The organism is Cytobacillus oceanisediminis (assembly GCF_003182355.1).
Lineage (GTDB): Bacteria > Bacillota > Bacilli > Bacillales > Cytobacillaceae > Cytobacillus > Cytobacillus oceanisediminis_A.
In genome coordinates, this window is record NZ_QGTW01000001.1 from 497,349 (window position 1) to 514,847 (window position 17,499).

Below are 17,499 nucleotides of genomic sequence, written 5' to 3' on the forward strand. Positions count from 1 at the left end.
CTTTATAAAAGGAATGGAACGGATTTTACTTAATTTTTTCCTTATCATAGATATCTTCCTGCCATAACTGATAAAGATATAGAATGACGGCTAGTATAGTCATTGTCAAAAGATTTTCGAGTGAAGAAAAACTACCCGTTTCTCTTATCTCTAGCTTGTTTAATATTTTAGTAAAACCCATGCCGTAGAATAGATCGATTATTAAATTAACAATAATATATAACCAAAATTTACGAAAAGTAAAATAAAATATCCATATTGTACCGACCAAGAATATACCATATACAGTAAATAATGGTGCTATTTTGTCCCAGCTAAAAAGAGTCTCTTTAAATTCCCACCAGTTATATGACCAAGCCATTTGTGCCAATATTGTGTTTAGCACTGTGGCAAATAGAGCAACAGGCATATATCTTCAAATAGCTAAACGGTCTAAAAAGACCAAAGAAATCCAAGGAATAATAAATATAGACCAAATAACCACTTTAACCATTTTATATTCACTTTCCGTATTAACTTTATATATAACGTGTCCTCTATTGCTAAATAAAATACAACTTCTTATTCCACTAACTGCCCATATAGTTTAAGAACATTTCTTTACAATCTCTTCATTTAGGTTATTCCACAATCTGGCCCTTTTCATAAAGAAAGGCGCATCTCTTATTCGAGAAACGCGCCTGATTGTTGCATAAGTATTACTATGTATTTGATCTACTTTTAATTATCAGTCCTTTCAATGGTCTTAAAAATTCTTGAGAAAACATCCAAAGTGTTTACTTCATTTACTGTATTATTATAAAGTCCGTATCCCCAATATGTTCCATCCTCGACAGATTGGTAATATCCAGCTGCATAGTCACCTGATTTTGTATCAGGAAACTCTTCATAATCCGTTTCTTCATCAAATGGAACATAGGACTTTTTCGACTCAATAAAGAAAAGAATCAGCTAGGTTTCTTTACGTGCTTGGTGAAGGCTGGCCTTCAAGAATCTCCTGTAATTTTTCAGAATGAACGAACATGTTCGCTGTTGCCATTTGTACTTGATTCTTATGGAGTATAGACATTAGTTCAAACCTTACTTGCCTGGAAGTTTCAAAATACTCTCCAGGCTTAACCAAGCCTACAATACAAAATTCATATCCAACATTTTTAAGGTGTGGATTTAAGTCTGTAATACCAATATATTGAAATGGTTCCACTGCCTCGTCCTCTAGCCTATATAGGCTTTGATCCAATTTTTCATTGCAGATAACACTTACTTTTTCTAACAATTCCTTTATTCTTGTAGGATCTTCCTGATAACTTACCGTAATCCGTTCAATAACCCGCATCCAGCCTTTATTAAAATTTTGTATTGTTCTAATCTCCCCATGTGGGATGGTAAGGAGTTTTCCCGACCATTCACGAATTTGCATAAAGCGAATACTTATTTCCTCAATGGTACCTGAACTTGTTCCATTGAAAGTAACAAAATCGCCGACACGAAACTCTTTGTCCGTTAATCTTGCGAATCCTAATATTACGTCTTTTAGCATCTGTTGTGCAGCAAAACCGACGACAACTCCGGCAATCCCTGCACCCGCAAGAATACCTTTTATATCTACAAATTGACTAATTAGATAAATAACAAGGCTGATCGCAATTCCATACCTAAAAATTGATCGAATTACACTTTGAATTGTCTGTTCTACTTCTTCATCAAAAAAATTTGACTTCCTAAAGAACCAATCCATAATACGGTTTACGAAAAAGGAAAAGGTCATGAGCACCAAAGCAAGTAGTGTAAATTTTAAAAGTAAAAACTGCCTTATATAATTAAAAATTTCCTCAGTAAAAGTTAATAAATCCATCCACTTACTCCTTAAAGGGAAAATTTCATGCAGAGCCGATTTGGTAAATATTTTTTAAACATCTCAAACTTCTTCCGGAAATCATCTGTTACCTTGACTTTAATATTGTTTCCTTAACTATGTATTTTGATTATTATTCCCAGTTCACCTTCAACAATCTGGCCGTTTAAATGCAAAAGAGCACTACCCTTATTAGGATAGCGCCCGAATTCCGGAATAGCCGGATTCTTTTATCAGGCATATATAGATGACGCTTAGTATAGCTTACCTTTTGTTAATATAATGGCTTTCCCACCCACCATAACTTTTGGATTATTTTTATTAATTAATTTTGTAATGATATTAGATGGCCTGCCCATACTGTATCCTTGAAGGAAAAAGTACTCTTGATTAAATTTATTTAATACGTGGTTATTAAAAAGATAATATGTTAAAGCCCCATTCGAAGTACCTGTTGCGGCTTCCTCATCAATACCATAGAGTGGGCAAAAGTTTCTGCTTTCTGCTATTCCTTCTTTTGTGTCAAGTGTAAATGCATGGACTCCTCCCACTAAATTGATCTTTGTATATTCAGCAAGTTCTTTAAAATCAGGATTTAGAGCATACAAAGCATCCTTTGTTTTTATTGGAAGCATTATATCCCAAAGACCAGTGCTTGCAGCTTGAGGTACTAGATTGAAATTTATATTTCCTATTTGGTTTTTATCAATTTTAAAGAGGTCAGATAAATAATCATAATCATCAAATATTTTTCCTAGCTTAGGTTCAGCTTGCTCCATCATTATAAATGATTGATTCATCTCAACAGAAAGTGTGCCAGCAAGTGTTTTCATAAAATAGGTATTGTTATCTTCAATAGTGCCGGTGTCCAATAAGGCCTTGAAAGATGCAATGGTAGCATGTCCACAAAGTCCAACTTGTGAAGTCGGCGTGAAAAATTTTATTTCAAAATTTTTATTGTCTATTTTTTTGATAAATGCTGTTTCTGAAAAGCGAACTTCTGCAGCAAAATTCTGCATAAACTCTTCGTCTAAATTTTCATGGATTACTACGCCTGCTGGATTCCCGCCAAATTTTGTTTCTGTAAAAGCATCAATTACATAATATAACAATTCTGATTCTCCCCTATTAAGTAATTTCAAAAAATGTCTTTTGCTTAACTATAATCATTTCAGTTTTCTGGTATTTTAGCAATTGTAACTCTACATTCTGGCCCTATATATAAAAAAAGACGCGTTCCTAAATAAACGCGCCCGATCGTTGATTAAGGTATTGGCTCCACATATATAAAATCCATGTATAGTTTCACGCCTCTGTATTTTTTTCGGAAAATTTGATAAATTGATTGTAACTAATGAATTTAATTTAGATAGGTATAAAAAAGGAGGCTATCCTAATGAGTAAAAAAGAAATCTTGCAAAATGGAGTCAAGCAAGTGTTTTACGAAGAAGAATGGTACCCACCGATATCAGAAGCGTTAAAGAATCTTACCGCTGCCCAAGCATGTTGGCAACCAGAAGGAAAGGCCGGTAATACGATTTGGGAAAATGTAAACCATTTACTAATCTTTAAAGAACGCTTACTTTCCCGCTTACAACAAAATGACACATTTGTTGCTCCACAAAATAATGATGACACGTTTTTCCAAGGTGGACCTAATGATGAAGATGCTTGGCAACAAACAGTGAAGCGAACACTTCAAGTACATGATGCCTTACAATCTTCATTAACATCCCTTCAAGAAGCAGAATTGGATCAACCAAGTCCTTCTCTACCAGTTTGGCAACAATATCTGAATATCCTTTTGCACGATGCTTATCATACAGGACAAATTGTACAACTTCGTAAACTCCAAGGTTCATGGCCAGCTCAGCGCTCATATTTATAAACGATGGTTAAAATTGCTTGAGTTTCGCACACAACAAAACGATTGAAAAGCAGCTAACTGTTACATCAAATAAAAGCCCAATTTCTCAGTATTAAAATTGAGAAATTGGGCTTTTATATACTCCATAATAGCGCCCGATTGATGGTATTTAATGAAAAGAGGTCCAAACATTCGTAGCTTTATCTTTCAAAGGATGTCGGCTTCTTAACATTTTTTTGTTTCTTAATCTTTTTCTTCTGATTGGTCAATATAGCAAACCCTACTTTAGGATGAAAAAGGTGCAAGGGGGGCCGCATTAAATTCATTACTCTAACTAATCTAAGATAAGCTTCCGAATCAAAAGCCGAAAGCTGATATACTTTTTTACTATACCACTGTTTAATCGGCTGTAGGAGAGGTCTGTCTCCATTTATATCGGGGTGGCGAAATGCCTCTGTAGTTGCCATCTCCCATGGAGTTGCAATCAAATTAGAAATTCTCTTGTGAAATGTTTTGGTGAACCCTTTATCAGGATACGCAAAATATTTAAAATAACTCTCTAACTCTAAGGCTTCCATAGCAGCGACAGATATCCCTTGCCCAAATACTGGATCAAAGCGGCAGTGAGCGTCTCCAACAACCAGGAAACCTTCCGGGACATCCGCAAGGTCAAAACGTCTACGCACCTGATAAGGAATCTTATGTATTTTTATCTCTGAAATTGGCTCCACTTGTTCTAGAAAATGAAGCACATCAGGGACAGGTAACTTTTGTGCATAAGCGAAAAATTCCTCATTTGTTTTTGGCGCACGTTCATTGGCGTAACCACTAAAGGTAACAGAGAAACGATTCTCTTCAATCGTTTGAATAAATGCACCGTAAGGATTTTCAGGGAAACTGGGAGAAATCAGAAGATTACACCAGTCTGGACGGTCTTGATTTTTCAGACGAAAGAATCTGGTGGCATAAAAAAGTTGAATCCACACCTTTTCTTCCTTAACCTCTATACCATATGATTTTAGCCACTCTACACTCTTTGAACCAAACCCGCTAGCATCAACAACCATATTTGCAAGAAGTTCTTCTTCTCTTCCTGTCTTAAGGGAACGTACCCGTACTCCGGATATTTTATTACGTTGATGATCTAATAATAGTTGCTCAGCCTTTGTTTCATACTTAGTTGTAATATTGGAAACTTGATCAATACGGTGTTGTAAATGCCACTCTAACATAGGGCGGCTTTGTTGAACCATTACTAATTCTCCTGGAAACTGTTGCTTCCAAAACCCAAAATGATACCACTTCAAATCTCTTGTAAAGTTATTTACAATACTCCCGTCTTCTATTAATTGATCAAGGAAGTGTGGAAACAATTTCTCAATTGCATCTTCTCCTCCTTTTAATAAGACATGAGGATGATAGCTTTGTGGCACGTTCTTCCTAGGGGCTTTTTCTTTCCATCTTTGACCGGCTTCCAAGATGATTACTTGTCTAAAGGTATGAGACAGGGCTTTAGCAGCTAGTTTCCCAGCAATGCTTCCTCCGATAACTATTACTTTCTCCAATATGATGCTTCCTCCAATCTTCCTGCAAGTATTCGTCGTCTCTGGATGATAATGGGGTTTTAACTTCAGTCTATAGATTTCTTAAACCTTACATCCCATAACCTCCAATTAGCATAATAAACTAAATAGAATTCATTTCCAGTATATTGATTTTTTCAATGCATCTGTCGCAAGTTTCCATTCCTTTTGTCTCCAACATATTATAAGGAAAGTAAGAATTAGGATTCATAAGAATGACTTCTTGAATTAATCCAAATGCTTTTCCATCGTTTTCTTCCTCGTATAAATACATCCAAGCAAGATTATTAAGCGATTGGATATCTCTAGATTCTTTTCCAGCACATTTAAATAGCTTTAAAGCTTTTTCATATTCATTCTGCTCAAAATATTCAAGAGACTTTTGATTAGTATTCAATTGTTGCCTCCAACATTTTTACTAATTTATTTTAAATTTCATTTTTCGTTTTAGTTTTAGCCTATCGAATATTGTTTGTTTTGGTAAGCAAAGTTTTGTATTACAAAAATGCATTTTTTAATTGAAGGATTGCACCATTATGTTAACTTAATTCTCCAATAAACCAAACTTCACCTTCATAAAAGCAGAATTCAGATTTTAAGAAAACGAAAGTAATTCCTTAAAAATGTAGAAACTGGTGAACGTGGAGTACCCCTATTTGACTTTATAATTTAAATAAATATGTTTGAATGAAAGGTGATCTGTTTATAAAGACTAATATTTGGAGGTGAGCTTATGAAGTGGGGCTTCTTAACAATATCAATTTTGCTTTTTAACCTTGTAGCTACTTTAATCAAAAAACGTTTAAAGACTTCCGAAATATATACCACTGTTATCTTTGGTTTACTTGTGAGTTCTTTAGTCGATGTTTATGCAAGCTTTCGTTATAACGCATGGGGATTTTTTGAAGTGGAGAAAGCAGAATTAAGCGCGATCTTGATATTATTAGGAATTTATCCTGCAGCAACTATTATGATTATTAATTGGTATCCATATAAATGTACTTGGAACTTAAAACTTACATATCTTATGGGATGGGCTATTTTTTCAACATTATACGAATGGTTGACTATAAAATCTGGAGTTATTTGGCATAACAACTGGAACTTATTTTATTCCTTTGTGATGTATCCATTTATTTATTACCTATTAATACTTCATGTAAAAGTATACCGTTGGATGCAACAAAGGAGGTGATTGCACCCATTAGGGTTCAAAATTACAGGTTATATCCTGCTCTTGTGCTTATAAAACTTAATTGATAATAAAATCCTCAAATATTTAATCATACCGCTGTATCCCTCACTAAATTCTTCATTCATTCTTAGTTGAAGTTTACATTTGAATGATAACTGGTTTCCTTTCATTTCGAATTAGATGAACTTTTTTCTTAAGACCTGCTTGTAAAGAGACTATAAATCCCTCGTATACGGCTTCTTCCAGCGTTCCTGATGCCAAGCAATCGCCTATTTGCAAACATCGGGAGCGAGGCAACATTCAAAAATCTGCTCCTGCTGATGTTCACCTGCTCCCACCTACCGCTATTTTCAAATGTCTTTCATATTTTTATATTTTAAATCATAAATTGTTTTCGTCACACAAATACTGTATGATACATAGTATAAAGCATATAGTGTATGACATATAGTATATAAAAAGTGAGGTGGGTGAATGAGTACTTTACTGAATTCGTTAACAACAGAGCTTCGAAGAGGCACGCTGACATTAGCTGTATTGAGCCAGTTGCGGACACCACAGTATGGATATTCACTTGTTCAGTTATTGGAAGACTCAGGAATAAATATTGACCAAAGCACCTTGTATCCGTTGCTTCGCCGGTTGGAAAAACAGGAGTTAGTGACAAGCAGCTGGGACACATCGGAGAGCAGACCGCGTAAGTATTATGTGTTAAGTGAGCTTGGATTGGAGACCTTTTTGCAGTTAAGAAAGGAATGGATAAAGAATTCGAAAGAACTTTATGCATTATTAAAAGGGGATGAGGAAGATGAATTTAATTGACGTTTATATACAGGAAGTCACTCGCAGGCTGCCTGAGAAAAGCCGTGCTGATATCGCACTCGAACTGCGTTCAACGATTGAGGATATGCTTCCTGATGATAACACTGACGAGGATATAAAGGATGTCCTTAAGAAATTGGGAAATCCTGCAGCATTAGCGAGCGGATATCGGGATCAGCCGATGCATTTGATTGGACCGCGTTATTTTGATGTTTATGTCTCGCTATTAAAAATGATCTTTCCCATTGCCGCGGCGATCGCGCTGATTTCCGTTGCTGCTGAATTTATTTTTGATTTCAGCCATGATGATACAGTCGTGAATGTGGTGCTCCACTTCATGGGTGAAGGAATATGGAGACTCATCGAAGTGGCCATCCAGGTGTTCTTCTGGCTGACGATCGTCTTCGCCATTATCGAACGGGTAGATAAAGGAAAAGATCAGCATCCATTATCACCAAGTTTAAAACCATGGACTCCTGATGATTTGAAAAACATCCCCTATATCCCGAAGAAAAAAGCGATTGCGAAGTGTGAGGTTTTTGGCAGTTTAATGTGGACAGCGATATGGGCGACACTCTATTTTTATGCCGACCGCCTTATGGGTATCTATAGAGGCGGCGGAGAAGGACTGGAATTCAAAATTCCAGCAGTCAATCAAGAAGTTCTGCTCGGCTATTGGCCGATCGTTGTTGTCATCATAGCACTGGAGGTAGGATTGGCTCTTTACAAATTAATTGTTGGCCAATGGACGAAAAAAATGGCCCTTGCCAATACCGTTCTTGAACTATTCGCAACCGTCGTTTTCATCTTCATCGTATTGAATCCCAATTTACTCCAGCAGGAATTTATAACGTTTATGACGGACTTATTTTCGATAACAGCTGCACAATTTAAAAATTGGCTGATTGGCAGCATGATCATCACATTTATCATTTTTTCAGGCATTAGTATCTTTGATGGCATCCGTAAGTCTAGAATTCCATCTCGATAAGCATTTTGCGCAGCAAATCTATTTGCCTATTAAAAGAAACAGACACACTGAAAAGCACAGTGTGTCTGTTTCTCTTTTCTAATTGATTGCTGTTTTTATTTATAAATTTTGCCCGTTGATTAAATTTAGTTAGCAGTTGAAAAGCAACAAACTCATTAAGCCATTACTTGTTCAGGTCAGCGGTCTTTACGTTTGCGGTGAAGTCTGCTCCTTTTCCTTAAAAAACAATCGTTTTGTTTTCATGGACAATAATTCGGTCTTCTAAATGCCATTTAACCGCTCTGGCAAGAACACTTCGTTCAATCGAACGTCCGCTCTTTTTTAGATCATCTACATGATCCCGGTGGTCAACACGCTTGATATCTTGTTCAATGATTGGTCCTTCGTCAAGATCGTTTGTAACATAATGAGACGTTGCCCCAATTATTTTTACTCCGCGCTGATAGGCTCGATCATAGGGCCTCGCACCAATAAATGCAGGAAGGAAAGAGTGATGAATATTAATGATCTTGAATGGATGAGCCCCAACAAAGGCTGGCGTCAAAATCTGCATATATCTTGCTAATATGATTAAGTCAATATCAAATTCTTCTATAAGCTGCAGCTGTCTTTCTTCCACTTCCTCTCTATTTTCTTTACTTGCAGGTATGTAAAAGAATGGAATATGCAAGGATTCTGCAATATGTCTTGATTCCTCGTGATTGCTCACAATAAGAGCGATGTCGGTAAGCAAATCACCACTTTGCCATTCCCATAACAGCTCACGTAAACAATGAAGTTCTTTTGATACAAAAATAGCTGTCTTCTTCAATTCATAAACAAATGCCAGTTTCCATTCCATTGAAAATGTTTCTGCGATTATCTGAAATTGACTCTTCAGCACTTCTTCTTTCGCCTGTAAACCGGGACATTCAAATTCGATTCGTATAAAAAAGGTGCCCCCCTCTGGATTTGTTGAATATTGACTCGATTCAATAATATTAGCACCATGCTCGAACAGAAACTTGGATACAGCCGAAACAATACCCGGTTGATCAGGACAACTGATAAGCAGCCGGCCCCTGTTTTTTTGACTTTCTCTAAATACTTGAAGTTGATCTTGAATAGCTGAATTCATATGAATCTCCTTTTTTTAATTTTATTAACTATAATAGACTTATTGTTATTATTTTAAAAGAAGATTCTTATATTTTATAAAGTTTTTTATTTGGGTATGATGGGATATAAAGCTTGGATTAAAGCTAAAATTGGATTCGAGCTTCCAGAAAAGGATCGTGTCTATCCTGCAAATAATAAAGTTGCCCTCCAACGGTGAGTTAATTCTTAAACACACCGTCAGAGGGCACCTCATTGGTGGTCCCTTTTATCGCAGATTATGGGCAGTACCTACCCCACTGATGAAAGTTTCACTTTATTTCGCAATAGATGTATTTCCATCCTTTTGCAGTGGGCTATTCTGGATGCCCAGTTTTAATGAAATCATCATTCCTTCATATGTGGCTTCTTCTAAAGTTCTAGGTGCCAAACAATCCCCTATTTGATAAACCTCGGGAGCCAGATCTTTAATTTGTTCATATAACTCCACATTCGGGACTCGGCCTAGCGATAGGACAATAGAGTCCCAATCTTTGATACTCTCTTTTTCATATGAAAACAAGTTTCGAATAACCGCTTCGTCATCCTTTATCTCACCTAAATCATGGTGAGGAATCATGTTAACCTTTAATTGATAAAGCTTCTTTAAGTATTCATTGCGCAAGTACTGGTGGACTTCCTCCCCAATGTGGAGCTTAGAAGAAATCATGGTTACCTGATGTCCTTTTTCTGCTAAATCTATTGCTGCTTCTATTGCTGGCCAATCCCCTGTAAAGTCAAAGACTAATACATGTTTCCCTATCGTTTTGCTCCTATTATAAAACCAATCATCTGCCGTTAGAATTCTTGGATCACGAATTCCAGGGATAGTTGGAATAAATGGCCGTGAACCGACAGCACTGAAAATCACATCAGGATTGATTTTCAAAATGTCTGTTGGCTGTATGCTGCAGCCAAGGTTAACCTTAACTGTACTTATGGCTAGCTTTCTCGTAAAGTTGTCCAGCATGCTTTCAGCTAATTCATGTCTCATTGGGGCACGCCTTAATGTACGCAATAATCCGCCGATTTCCTCTGCTTTATCTGCTAAAATGACCTCGTGGCCAAATTCATCTAAAGTAAGGGCCGCTTTTAAACCAGCTGGGCCCGCACCAATGACGAGAACTTTCTTTTTCTCTCTAGGAGCTTTCTTCAGAGCCTCGACTTCTCTTTCTTTTCCTGTTGATGGATTTTGCACACACCCAATAACCAATCCTTTATGGTAATGGCCAATGCATGCTTGAAGGCAGCCAATACAGGCATCAATTTTTTGATGATTTCCTGATTTCGCTTTATTGGGCATCTCAGGATCAACGATTAATGAGCGGGTCATTCCTACAACATCCGCTTTTCCTGCTGCGACAATCTGCTCCGCTTCTACAGGGTCTACGATACGTGAACCAACAAAGACTGGTACTGCACCCGCCATGCGAATTTTAAATGCTTGAGGGGTAAGGTAGGCATGCTTCATTGGGGATGGCGGCACAATATGGGTAGAACCTGCATAAGTACTGGAATCTCCAGCAGTGACATCAATAAAATCCACTCTTACTCGGTCCACCAAATATTCCACTATTTTGACTGCATCCTTAACATCCGTTCCATCCATCGTCATTTCATCTGCACTCATTCGAATCCCGACAGTGAAATCCTCTCCTGCTTCCTCCCATACCCGCTCCATTACTTCAACAATAAATCTCATCCGATTTTGGAAGGATCCCCCGTATTCATCAGTCCGAAGATTGGTATGCTCTGACCAAAACTGTGCAGGAAGATATCCATGTGAACAGCATATTTCTACCCCATCCAGTCCCCCGGCCTTTGCTAATTTGGCAGATAGCGCAAAACCTTCAATGACCTCTTTAATTTCTTCAACACTCATCGGTCTTGGCATGGTGCCGAATCGCAGGCTTGGAACAGCAGAAGGAGCCCAGGCTGCCCCCTTATATTCACTCGAGACGACTTCCCTTCCCCCATGAAACAATTGCTGAAATACTTTTGTTCCGTATGGATGGACTTCATTCGCAAGTTCCAAATAAGCAGGTATAACCTTCTCATCATATCCGGCAATCGTATTCGTTGTAAGCATCCCCGATGGATGAACCGCCGCAGCTTCGAGGATCAGGAGTCCAGCTCCGCCTCTTGCCCTTTCAACATGATAGGCTGTCATATCCGGGGTTGGGATTCCGTCGATGACATGATTGGTTTGATGGGCTGTACTTAAGATTCTATTGCTCAATTCCGTATTTCCAATAGAAACGGGACTAAATAAGTGCTTAAATTGTGACATGTTTGATCGCTCCTTCGAAAATCTTTTACTTACATAACAAGCAAAAAACATGCCAAACCTTTCTCATCAGGTGATTTCTTTAAATTAGCTGAGAAAAACGCAATATTTTAATGTAATTCTTAATATTCACACAAAAGGTGTTGTACAATTACTTAAAGACCGAACCTTTTTTGCATCAGCTGTTGCAAAAAAGGTTCATACTCCTTCAGCGCTTGCCTCATATAAGTTTAAATCCACCATTCAAGAAATACATAAACCTATCCGATGCAAAATGTGTTCAATTTTTTATAAAGGAAGTGAAAAAATGGCTGATAAAAAAAATAAAGCGGTGCCTGTTTTAGATCATGTCCAAATAAAAGAATTAGAAAAATGGCTCCCTTTTCAAAAGCATCCCATTGTGATTGTAGATAAGGCCTTTCGATTAATGGGTGTCCTGGATAAAGAAAGTTTTTGGAGAAAAGCAGCAGACGGAGGAAATGAAGCCATAGGAACATGCACGAATTCCCGTTTCTTAAGAATTCAATCACTGTCAGAGGCAGCGGAGGAAGATCTCCAGAAATATGATTATTTTATCGTGGAAAAAGACCACCAGTATTTTTGCTATACTGCAAATGAACTAACGGCATGGCTATATATGGAGAAAATGAATGGGCTGATGAATATCAATCAATCTCTCCAGGAGGAATTAGATAGAGCACTTAGAAAAAATAGAGATCTTAAACAAATTCTTAATTCTTCTTATGATGAGATATTTGTTACAGACGCAGAGGGCAACGTTCTATTTGTCAGTGATTCCTGTAAACATTTTACCGGACTTCCCCCTGAAGCTTATACCAATAAAAACATCCGGGAACTGGTACATATGGGCATCATCAAAGAATCTGTCACATTAAAAACGATGAAAACACTCACAGTCCAAACAGCAGAGCAAAAATACCCAAACGGAAAGACCGTTCTGGCAACAGCTAAACCCGTCTATGATGACGAAGGAAAATTATATCGAATTGTTACAAATTCGCGGGATATTTCTGAGCTTGCAGAAATAAAAAGAAAATTATTAGAAAGCCAAACCATTCAGCAGGAGACACAACCCATCGTTCAATATAGCATAGGCGAAAAAAGTTTTATAACGCAATCTGCAAATATGATATCCGCATTGAAATTAGCTGAAAAAATCGCTCCTTTGGATTCTTCCGTCTTTATACATGGTGAATCAGGTGTCGGGAAAGGTGTTTTAGCCAGAATTATTCATGAGCATAGCCCGAGAAAGAAAAAGCCATTTATACAAGTGAACTGCGGTGCGATCCCTGAAAGCTTAATAGAATCAGAATTATTTGGCTATGAAGCGGGAGCCTTTACGGGGGCAAGTAAACGCGGAAAGGCTGGCATGGTTCAGTTGGCTGACGGAGGCACCCTCTTTTTAGACGAAATTGGGGAAATGCCATTGGAACTGCAGGTTAAGATTTTGCATTTAGTTCAGGATAAAACCTTCAAAAAAGTGGGCGGTACGGATGAAAAGAGAGTTGATATCCGGATCATATCTGCGACCAATAAAAATCTGCTGCAAATGATAGAGGAAAAAACCTTTCGCCAGGATCTGTATTATCGTTTACATGTCGTCCCTCTGCGGATCCCTCCTTTACGGGAACGGAAACAGGATATTTTATTATTAACCGATTACTTCCTTGAACACTTTAACCAAAAATACTCTCAATTGGTTGAATTAGATGTCAATGCAAAGCTATTTATACAGCTGCAGGAATGGCGCGGGAATGTAAGGGAATTAGAAAATTTTATTGAACAAATTGTCGTCACTGCTCAAAAACAAATCATAAGTATTGAAGATTTGCCTCTTGCTATGAATCAGCGCACACACCATGAAATTCAATTCCCTTCTCACCTGATGCCATTAAAAAAGGCGGTTGAAGAAACGGAAAAGCAAATTCTTTCTTATGCCTTAACGAAATACAGCTCAACAAGGAAAATAGCCAAAGCCCTTGGAGTGAATCAAACGACCATCATGCGGAAGCTCCATAAATACCAATTGGCTCAAAAAAGGACAGAAGAAATATAAATTAACTGAATTTTTGGAATTGGCACGGAATTTGCATTGTATATTATTGAATCTACTATATGAAAGGGAGTGAAATGGATGGGTGAATTGCTATTTTGTTTTGGCTATGGAGGGTCACTAATCGTTCTGGGCTTCATTACAAAAATCTTTGTTCGGAAAATGGAAGCAGATATCGTTTCCAATCACACAGAAATACAGGAAGAAAAGGTGGGGATGTAATTGATTTTTACCATTGGTATTATTGTTTCATTTATTCTGTATGTCCTTATCGGGATTGTCCTATCTAAAAAAGTAAAAACGTCAGAGGAATATTATGTTTCTGGAAGACAAGGATCCACCTTGATGGTAACAGGTATGCTCGTTGCTTCCTTTTTAAGTACCGTTTCCTTCATGGGAGAAGCTGGATTTTCGTATGAAGGCTACCCTATTCTCCTGCTTATCCTGGTTATCTTCAATGCAACTGGTTATATCATTGGGGTCTTCTTTTTTGGACGATACTTGCGGAGAAGCAAATCGTTAACTGTTTCTGAATATTTTGGTAACCGCTTTCAATCCAATAAAGTGCGAATGGCCGCAGCGATCACAACGATCCTTGGAATAACTGCTTATTTAGTTGCTGTTACACAGGGTGGTGCATTGCTGCTTTCTGAAATCTCTGGGGTCTCCTACACCATCGCTTTACTCATTATGTGGCTGGTATATGCTTCATTCACCATCCTTTCTGGCGCAAAAGGGGTTATGGTGAATGATACCATTATGTTTTTCCTGTTTTCTTTAGCTACTTATATTTCCTTCCCTTTTATCATTAACAATGCGGGCGGTTTTCCGGAAGCGATTGTGAAAGCAGCCACCAATCCGGAACGGCCGGATTTATTAAGCTGGCATGGCATCACGGGTCCAAATGCTTATATGGGTGAACCATGGGAAGCATTAATTTGGGCCATCATATTAGGATTAGTTTGGTCAGCTGTCATTGCCATTAGCCCTTGGCAGAGCAGCCGCTACTTAATGGCTAAAAATGAACATGTAGCCATTCGTTCCGGAGTTTTGGCAACGGTTTCAATCATAGCCATTTACCTATTCCTGCATCTGAGCATTTCATCCATCACAACAGTAAAAGCAGATATTAACCCCACTGAAAAAGTATTTATCTGGGCTGCCATGAATATGGTGCCGAAATGGCTGGGAATTATTATTGTAAGCGGAATCATGGCTGCAGCCTTATCATCCTGTGCAAGCTTCCTTCAATTAATTGGCAGCAGCATCACCAGAGATATACTGGAACAATCCAGGAATAAAAAATACTCCGACCAAAAACTGCTTCGCATAAGCCGAATTTCCATGATCATCACGAGTATTGTCATCCTACTCATTGGGCTCTGGCAGCCGCCGTCGATCATGTGGATTGGCTATTTCGCTGCCACCCTATTTGCGGCTTCCTGGGGACCAGTGGCGTTTGCAAGTGTCTTCTCTAAAAAAGTAACCAAAACAGGAGCTCTGTGGAGTATCATTGCTGGATTTTTAGGTGTAGTACTCGGAGAAACGCTGAAAAAATTCGGAGTAGTGCTTCCAGTCTATTTTAACCCTGTCATTATTGGTGTGATTCTTAGTTTACTTGCTCTATATCTCGGGTCAAAATTCGGTAATATCTCAACAGCAGAACGGAACTTCCAGCAAAACATTTTAACACGTCCATTGGAAGAGAATGAAAAAGAAGAGATGAAAATAACGAAAAGATATCCTGCGATTTTAATAGGAAGCGGTGTAGCTATTATTATCCTTACCTTTGTGTTTTATTATTGGCCGCTTACACTGGCTATGTAAGAAGCTATTCATTATTTAAAAAGCACCCTTATTAAAAGGTGCCTGTTCCCCTAGTACGGAACCCTTACAAGGATTAGGGACTGGGGACAGGAACTTATTTAATTAATTGACAGCTTTATCTCATTTTAGTAACCCTTTGGCCAAAATGGGGATGACATTTTTCCCTAAAAGTGGAGTTAAGGTCAATGGTACGTCATTGCAGTAAGAAAAACTGTTCTTGAATTCTAGGCAAGGACCAAGTGGAAGGAGTCCTCACAGCAGGTATTGATTCGGACGGAAATGTGATTCATGGAACGGAAAAAGTCACAAAGCAGGGTATTGCAGGCGGTTTATATCCGCTGGCTGAGCTCGCAGCTGTTGCCGTATGCCCATTCCAATACATTCCTGAGCTGGGCGGCCACGTTCCGCATCACTCTGAAAAAATGGAAACCCCGCTGGCTGGATTATTTGTAGCAGGTAATATTACAGGAATCGAAAGCGGAAAAAATCCATGGCCCAAGGAACAACCGTTGGACTTTCCATTGCCAAACACGCTTGAAAAGGCGGTTTAGAAATTGACCAACTCCTTGAACAGGCTATGTAAAATGTCCGTACCGTCCGTCAAAAAGCCGCAATCAAATTTAATCCAGAAATCGAAAGCAGAAGAAAAATGAACGAGCTGTGGGTAGAACTATATGGAGGATATAAAGTTTTCAAAAAGATTGGATAAAAAAATCAGCGGCTAAAGGTGCCGCTGATTTTTTTATTTAATCCGAATTAATTCTGTAGGAAATGATGTAAGCATCTTTCCATTTCCATTCTCGTCAATATAGACATTTTGCTCTATTCGGACTCCCCCATATCCTGGAATATAAATACCAGGTTCAACTGTAAATAATAATCCACTTTCTGCAATAGATTCATTTTTTTCATGAACGGAAGGCTCTTCATGAACTTCTATCCCCAATCCGTGTCCGACACGGTTGTTAAAATACTGGCCGTAGCCAGCCTCTTTTATGACACTTCGAGCGGCAATATCAATTTGCCCCAAAGGGATACCTGCTTTAGCTGCCTTTACACCCGCTTCTGTTGCCTTCCGTACAATGTCATAAATTTCTCGCTGCTTTGCAGTTTCGTGACCAATGACAAATGTGCGTGTAATGTCAGAGCAATAACCATCCACGATGACGCCCATGTCAATTAATAGGAAATCACCATTATTAATTGTCTTATTGCCTGGCTGGCCATGCGGCAGGGCAGATTTTGCACCTGACAATACAATCGTTGAAAATGAGGGACCATCTGCACCAAATTTTCGCATCAAATACTCAAGCTCTGCCGTAAACTCTGACTCTGACATTCCTTCTCTAACCTTTTTTATTCCCTCACCCATTACCTTCTCAATCATATGAATGGCATGCTGAACTTTATTTATTTCCGCTTTGGTCTTTTTCATTCTTTGGCCGGCAATAAAGCTGCCGATATTCTTATAGCTAAATCCTTCGAAGAAATAATTAAGCTGTTCCTGCTGGAATAAGGAAATGACTTTTGTTTCTAATCCAATCAATTTCACTTCATTTCCAATTGTATCAGCCACTACTTTGTATGGATTTGCCTCATCTGTGATTGGTACAATTTGTCTTACGAAGGAATGTTCCTCTGCAATTTCCAAGTCCAGGGCAGGAACAAACAAATATTGTCTTTGTTTTTTTAAATCAATCACTAACGCCATAAATCTCTCATGAGGATCAGAATTAAATCCGGTATAATAGAAGATGTTTTTAGGATCTTTAATTATCCCTAAATCTGCCCCCAGTGTCTCTAAATAGTTTGTTAACGCATGTAATCTAGTTTTATAATGATTTTCTTGCACAGGAAGTACACT

At 38.1% G+C, this 17,499-nt stretch carries 14 protein-coding genes and 2 pseudogenes; 8 read left to right on the forward strand and 8 right to left on the reverse strand.

The window, feature by feature from the left end; translation table 11 throughout:
- Nucleotides 1-25: 25 nt before the first annotated feature.
- From DFO73_RS28415 to DFO73_RS02460, 3 genes are all read right to left on the reverse strand, one after another.
- A complete protein-coding gene (locus DFO73_RS28415) occupies nucleotides 26-409 on the reverse strand; it encodes a hypothetical protein (RefSeq protein WP_181395892.1) in 384 nt (127 codons plus the stop codon).
- Between the two features lie 552 nt (nucleotides 410-961).
- Nucleotides 962-1,855 carry a mechanosensitive ion channel family protein gene (locus tag DFO73_RS02455; RefSeq protein ID WP_110063192.1) on the reverse strand — a complete coding sequence of 298 codons (894 nt, stop codon included), beginning with the start codon at nucleotides 1,853-1,855 and terminating at the stop codon, nucleotides 962-964.
- A gap of 254 nt (nucleotides 1,856-2,109) precedes the next feature.
- Nucleotides 2,110-2,967: a PhzF family phenazine biosynthesis protein gene (locus DFO73_RS02460; RefSeq protein WP_110063193.1), complete on the reverse strand. Its 858-nt coding sequence runs from the start codon at nucleotides 2,965-2,967 to the stop codon at nucleotides 2,110-2,112.
- Between the two features lie 284 nt (nucleotides 2,968-3,251).
- Between DFO73_RS02460 and DFO73_RS02465 the strand changes: the two genes are divergently transcribed.
- Nucleotides 3,252-3,743: a DinB family protein gene (locus DFO73_RS02465; RefSeq protein WP_110063194.1), complete on the forward strand. Its 492-nt coding sequence runs from the start codon at nucleotides 3,252-3,254 to the stop codon at nucleotides 3,741-3,743.
- 179 nt (nucleotides 3,744-3,922) lie between these two features.
- Here DFO73_RS02465 and DFO73_RS02470 read toward each other — a convergent pair whose 3' ends face one another.
- On the reverse strand, nucleotides 3,923-5,290 hold the full coding sequence (locus DFO73_RS02470) for an NAD(P)/FAD-dependent oxidoreductase (RefSeq protein ID WP_110063195.1): 1,368 nt from the start codon (nucleotides 5,288-5,290) through the stop codon (nucleotides 3,923-3,925).
- Nucleotides 5,291-5,431: 141 nt separating this feature from the next.
- Nucleotides 5,432-5,702 (reverse strand): annotated as a pseudogene (locus DFO73_RS02475) (tetratricopeptide repeat protein); the annotation flags it as partial.
- A gap of 336 nt (nucleotides 5,703-6,038) precedes the next feature.
- On the opposite strand from DFO73_RS02475, the gene DFO73_RS02480 reads away from it, so the two are divergent.
- The 3 genes from DFO73_RS02480 to DFO73_RS02490 all read left to right on the forward strand — a co-directional run bounded on the left by DFO73_RS02480 (nucleotide 6,039) and on the right by DFO73_RS02490 (nucleotide 8,313).
- Entirely contained in the window at nucleotides 6,039-6,500 is a 462-nt protein-coding gene (locus tag DFO73_RS02480) for a CBO0543 family protein (protein WP_110063197.1), read from the forward strand.
- 474 nt (nucleotides 6,501-6,974) lie between these two features.
- Nucleotides 6,975-7,322, forward strand: a complete 348-nt coding sequence (locus DFO73_RS02485) for a PadR family transcriptional regulator (RefSeq protein WP_110063198.1) — start codon at nucleotides 6,975-6,977, stop codon at nucleotides 7,320-7,322.
- On the forward strand, nucleotides 7,309-8,313 hold the full coding sequence (locus DFO73_RS02490) for an HAAS signaling domain-containing protein (protein ID WP_110063199.1): 1,005 nt from the start codon (nucleotides 7,309-7,311) through the stop codon (nucleotides 8,311-8,313). Before DFO73_RS02485 ends, DFO73_RS02490 begins: the two co-directional genes overlap by 14 nt.
- Nucleotides 8,314-8,530: 217 nt before the next feature.
- Here the strand turns inward: DFO73_RS02490 and purU are convergent, their stop codons facing one another.
- Nucleotides 8,531-9,430, reverse strand: a complete 900-nt coding sequence (gene purU, locus DFO73_RS02495) for a formyltetrahydrofolate deformylase (RefSeq protein WP_110063200.1) — start codon at nucleotides 9,428-9,430, stop codon at nucleotides 8,531-8,533.
- A gap of 294 nt (nucleotides 9,431-9,724) precedes the next feature.
- Nucleotides 9,725-11,737, reverse strand: a complete 2,013-nt coding sequence (locus tag DFO73_RS02500) for an oxidoreductase (protein ID WP_181395893.1) — start codon at nucleotides 11,735-11,737, stop codon at nucleotides 9,725-9,727.
- A gap of 304 nt (nucleotides 11,738-12,041) precedes the next feature.
- Here DFO73_RS02500 and DFO73_RS02505 point away from each other — a divergent pair, with 304 nt between their 5' ends.
- The 4 genes and pseudogenes from DFO73_RS02505 to DFO73_RS02515 form a co-directional block, all read left to right on the forward strand.
- Entirely contained in the window at nucleotides 12,042-13,811 is a 1,770-nt protein-coding gene (locus DFO73_RS02505) for a sigma-54 interaction domain-containing protein (RefSeq protein ID WP_181395894.1), read from the forward strand.
- Nucleotides 13,812-13,889: 78 nt separating this feature from the next.
- Nucleotides 13,890-14,030 carry a hypothetical protein gene (locus tag DFO73_RS28420; protein ID WP_181395895.1) on the forward strand — a complete coding sequence of 47 codons (141 nt, stop codon included), beginning with the start codon at nucleotides 13,890-13,892 and terminating at the stop codon, nucleotides 14,028-14,030.
- Nucleotides 14,031-15,635, forward strand: a complete 1,605-nt coding sequence (locus tag DFO73_RS02510) for a sodium:solute symporter family protein (RefSeq protein ID WP_110063203.1) — start codon at nucleotides 14,031-14,033, stop codon at nucleotides 15,633-15,635. It begins immediately after the preceding gene.
- Nucleotides 15,636-15,753: 118 nt separating this feature from the next.
- A pseudogene (locus DFO73_RS02515) lies at nucleotides 15,754-16,344 on the forward strand (NAD(P)/FAD-dependent oxidoreductase); the annotation flags it as partial.
- Between the two features lie 33 nt (nucleotides 16,345-16,377).
- Here DFO73_RS02515 and DFO73_RS02520 read toward each other — a convergent pair.
- Nucleotides 16,378-17,487, reverse strand: a complete 1,110-nt coding sequence (locus DFO73_RS02520; RefSeq protein ID WP_110063204.1) for a M24 family metallopeptidase — start codon at nucleotides 17,485-17,487, stop codon at nucleotides 16,378-16,380.
- Between the last annotated feature and the right edge of the window lie 12 nt (nucleotides 17,488-17,499).

Excerpts from the sequence above, each read along its gene's own strand:
- DFO73_RS02465 (WP_110063194.1), top strand. The coding sequence starts at position 3,252 with ATGAGTAAAAAAGAAATCTTGCAAAATGGAGTCAAGCAAGTGTTTTAC.
- DFO73_RS28415 (WP_181395892.1), bottom strand. The coding sequence starts at position 409 with ATGCCTGTTGCTCTATTTGCCACAGTGCTAAACACAATATTGGCACAA.
- purU (WP_110063200.1), bottom strand. The coding sequence starts at position 9,430 with ATGAATTCAGCTATTCAAGATCAACTTCAAGTATTTAGAGAAAGTCAA.
- DFO73_RS28420 (WP_181395895.1), top strand. The coding sequence starts at position 13,890 with ATGGGTGAATTGCTATTTTGTTTTGGCTATGGAGGGTCACTAATCGTT.
- DFO73_RS02505 (WP_181395894.1), top strand. The coding sequence starts at position 12,042 with ATGGCTGATAAAAAAAATAAAGCGGTGCCTGTTTTAGATCATGTCCAA.
- DFO73_RS02455 (WP_110063192.1), bottom strand. The coding sequence starts at position 1,855 with ATGGATTTATTAACTTTTACTGAGGAAATTTTTAATTATATAAGGCAG.
- DFO73_RS02480 (WP_110063197.1), top strand. The coding sequence starts at position 6,039 with ATGAAGTGGGGCTTCTTAACAATATCAATTTTGCTTTTTAACCTTGTA.
- DFO73_RS02485 (WP_110063198.1), top strand. The coding sequence starts at position 6,975 with ATGAGTACTTTACTGAATTCGTTAACAACAGAGCTTCGAAGAGGCACG.
- DFO73_RS02500 (WP_181395893.1), bottom strand. The coding sequence starts at position 11,737 with ATGTCACAATTTAAGCACTTATTTAGTCCCGTTTCTATTGGAAATACG.
- DFO73_RS02490 (WP_110063199.1), top strand. The coding sequence starts at position 7,309 with ATGAATTTAATTGACGTTTATATACAGGAAGTCACTCGCAGGCTGCCT.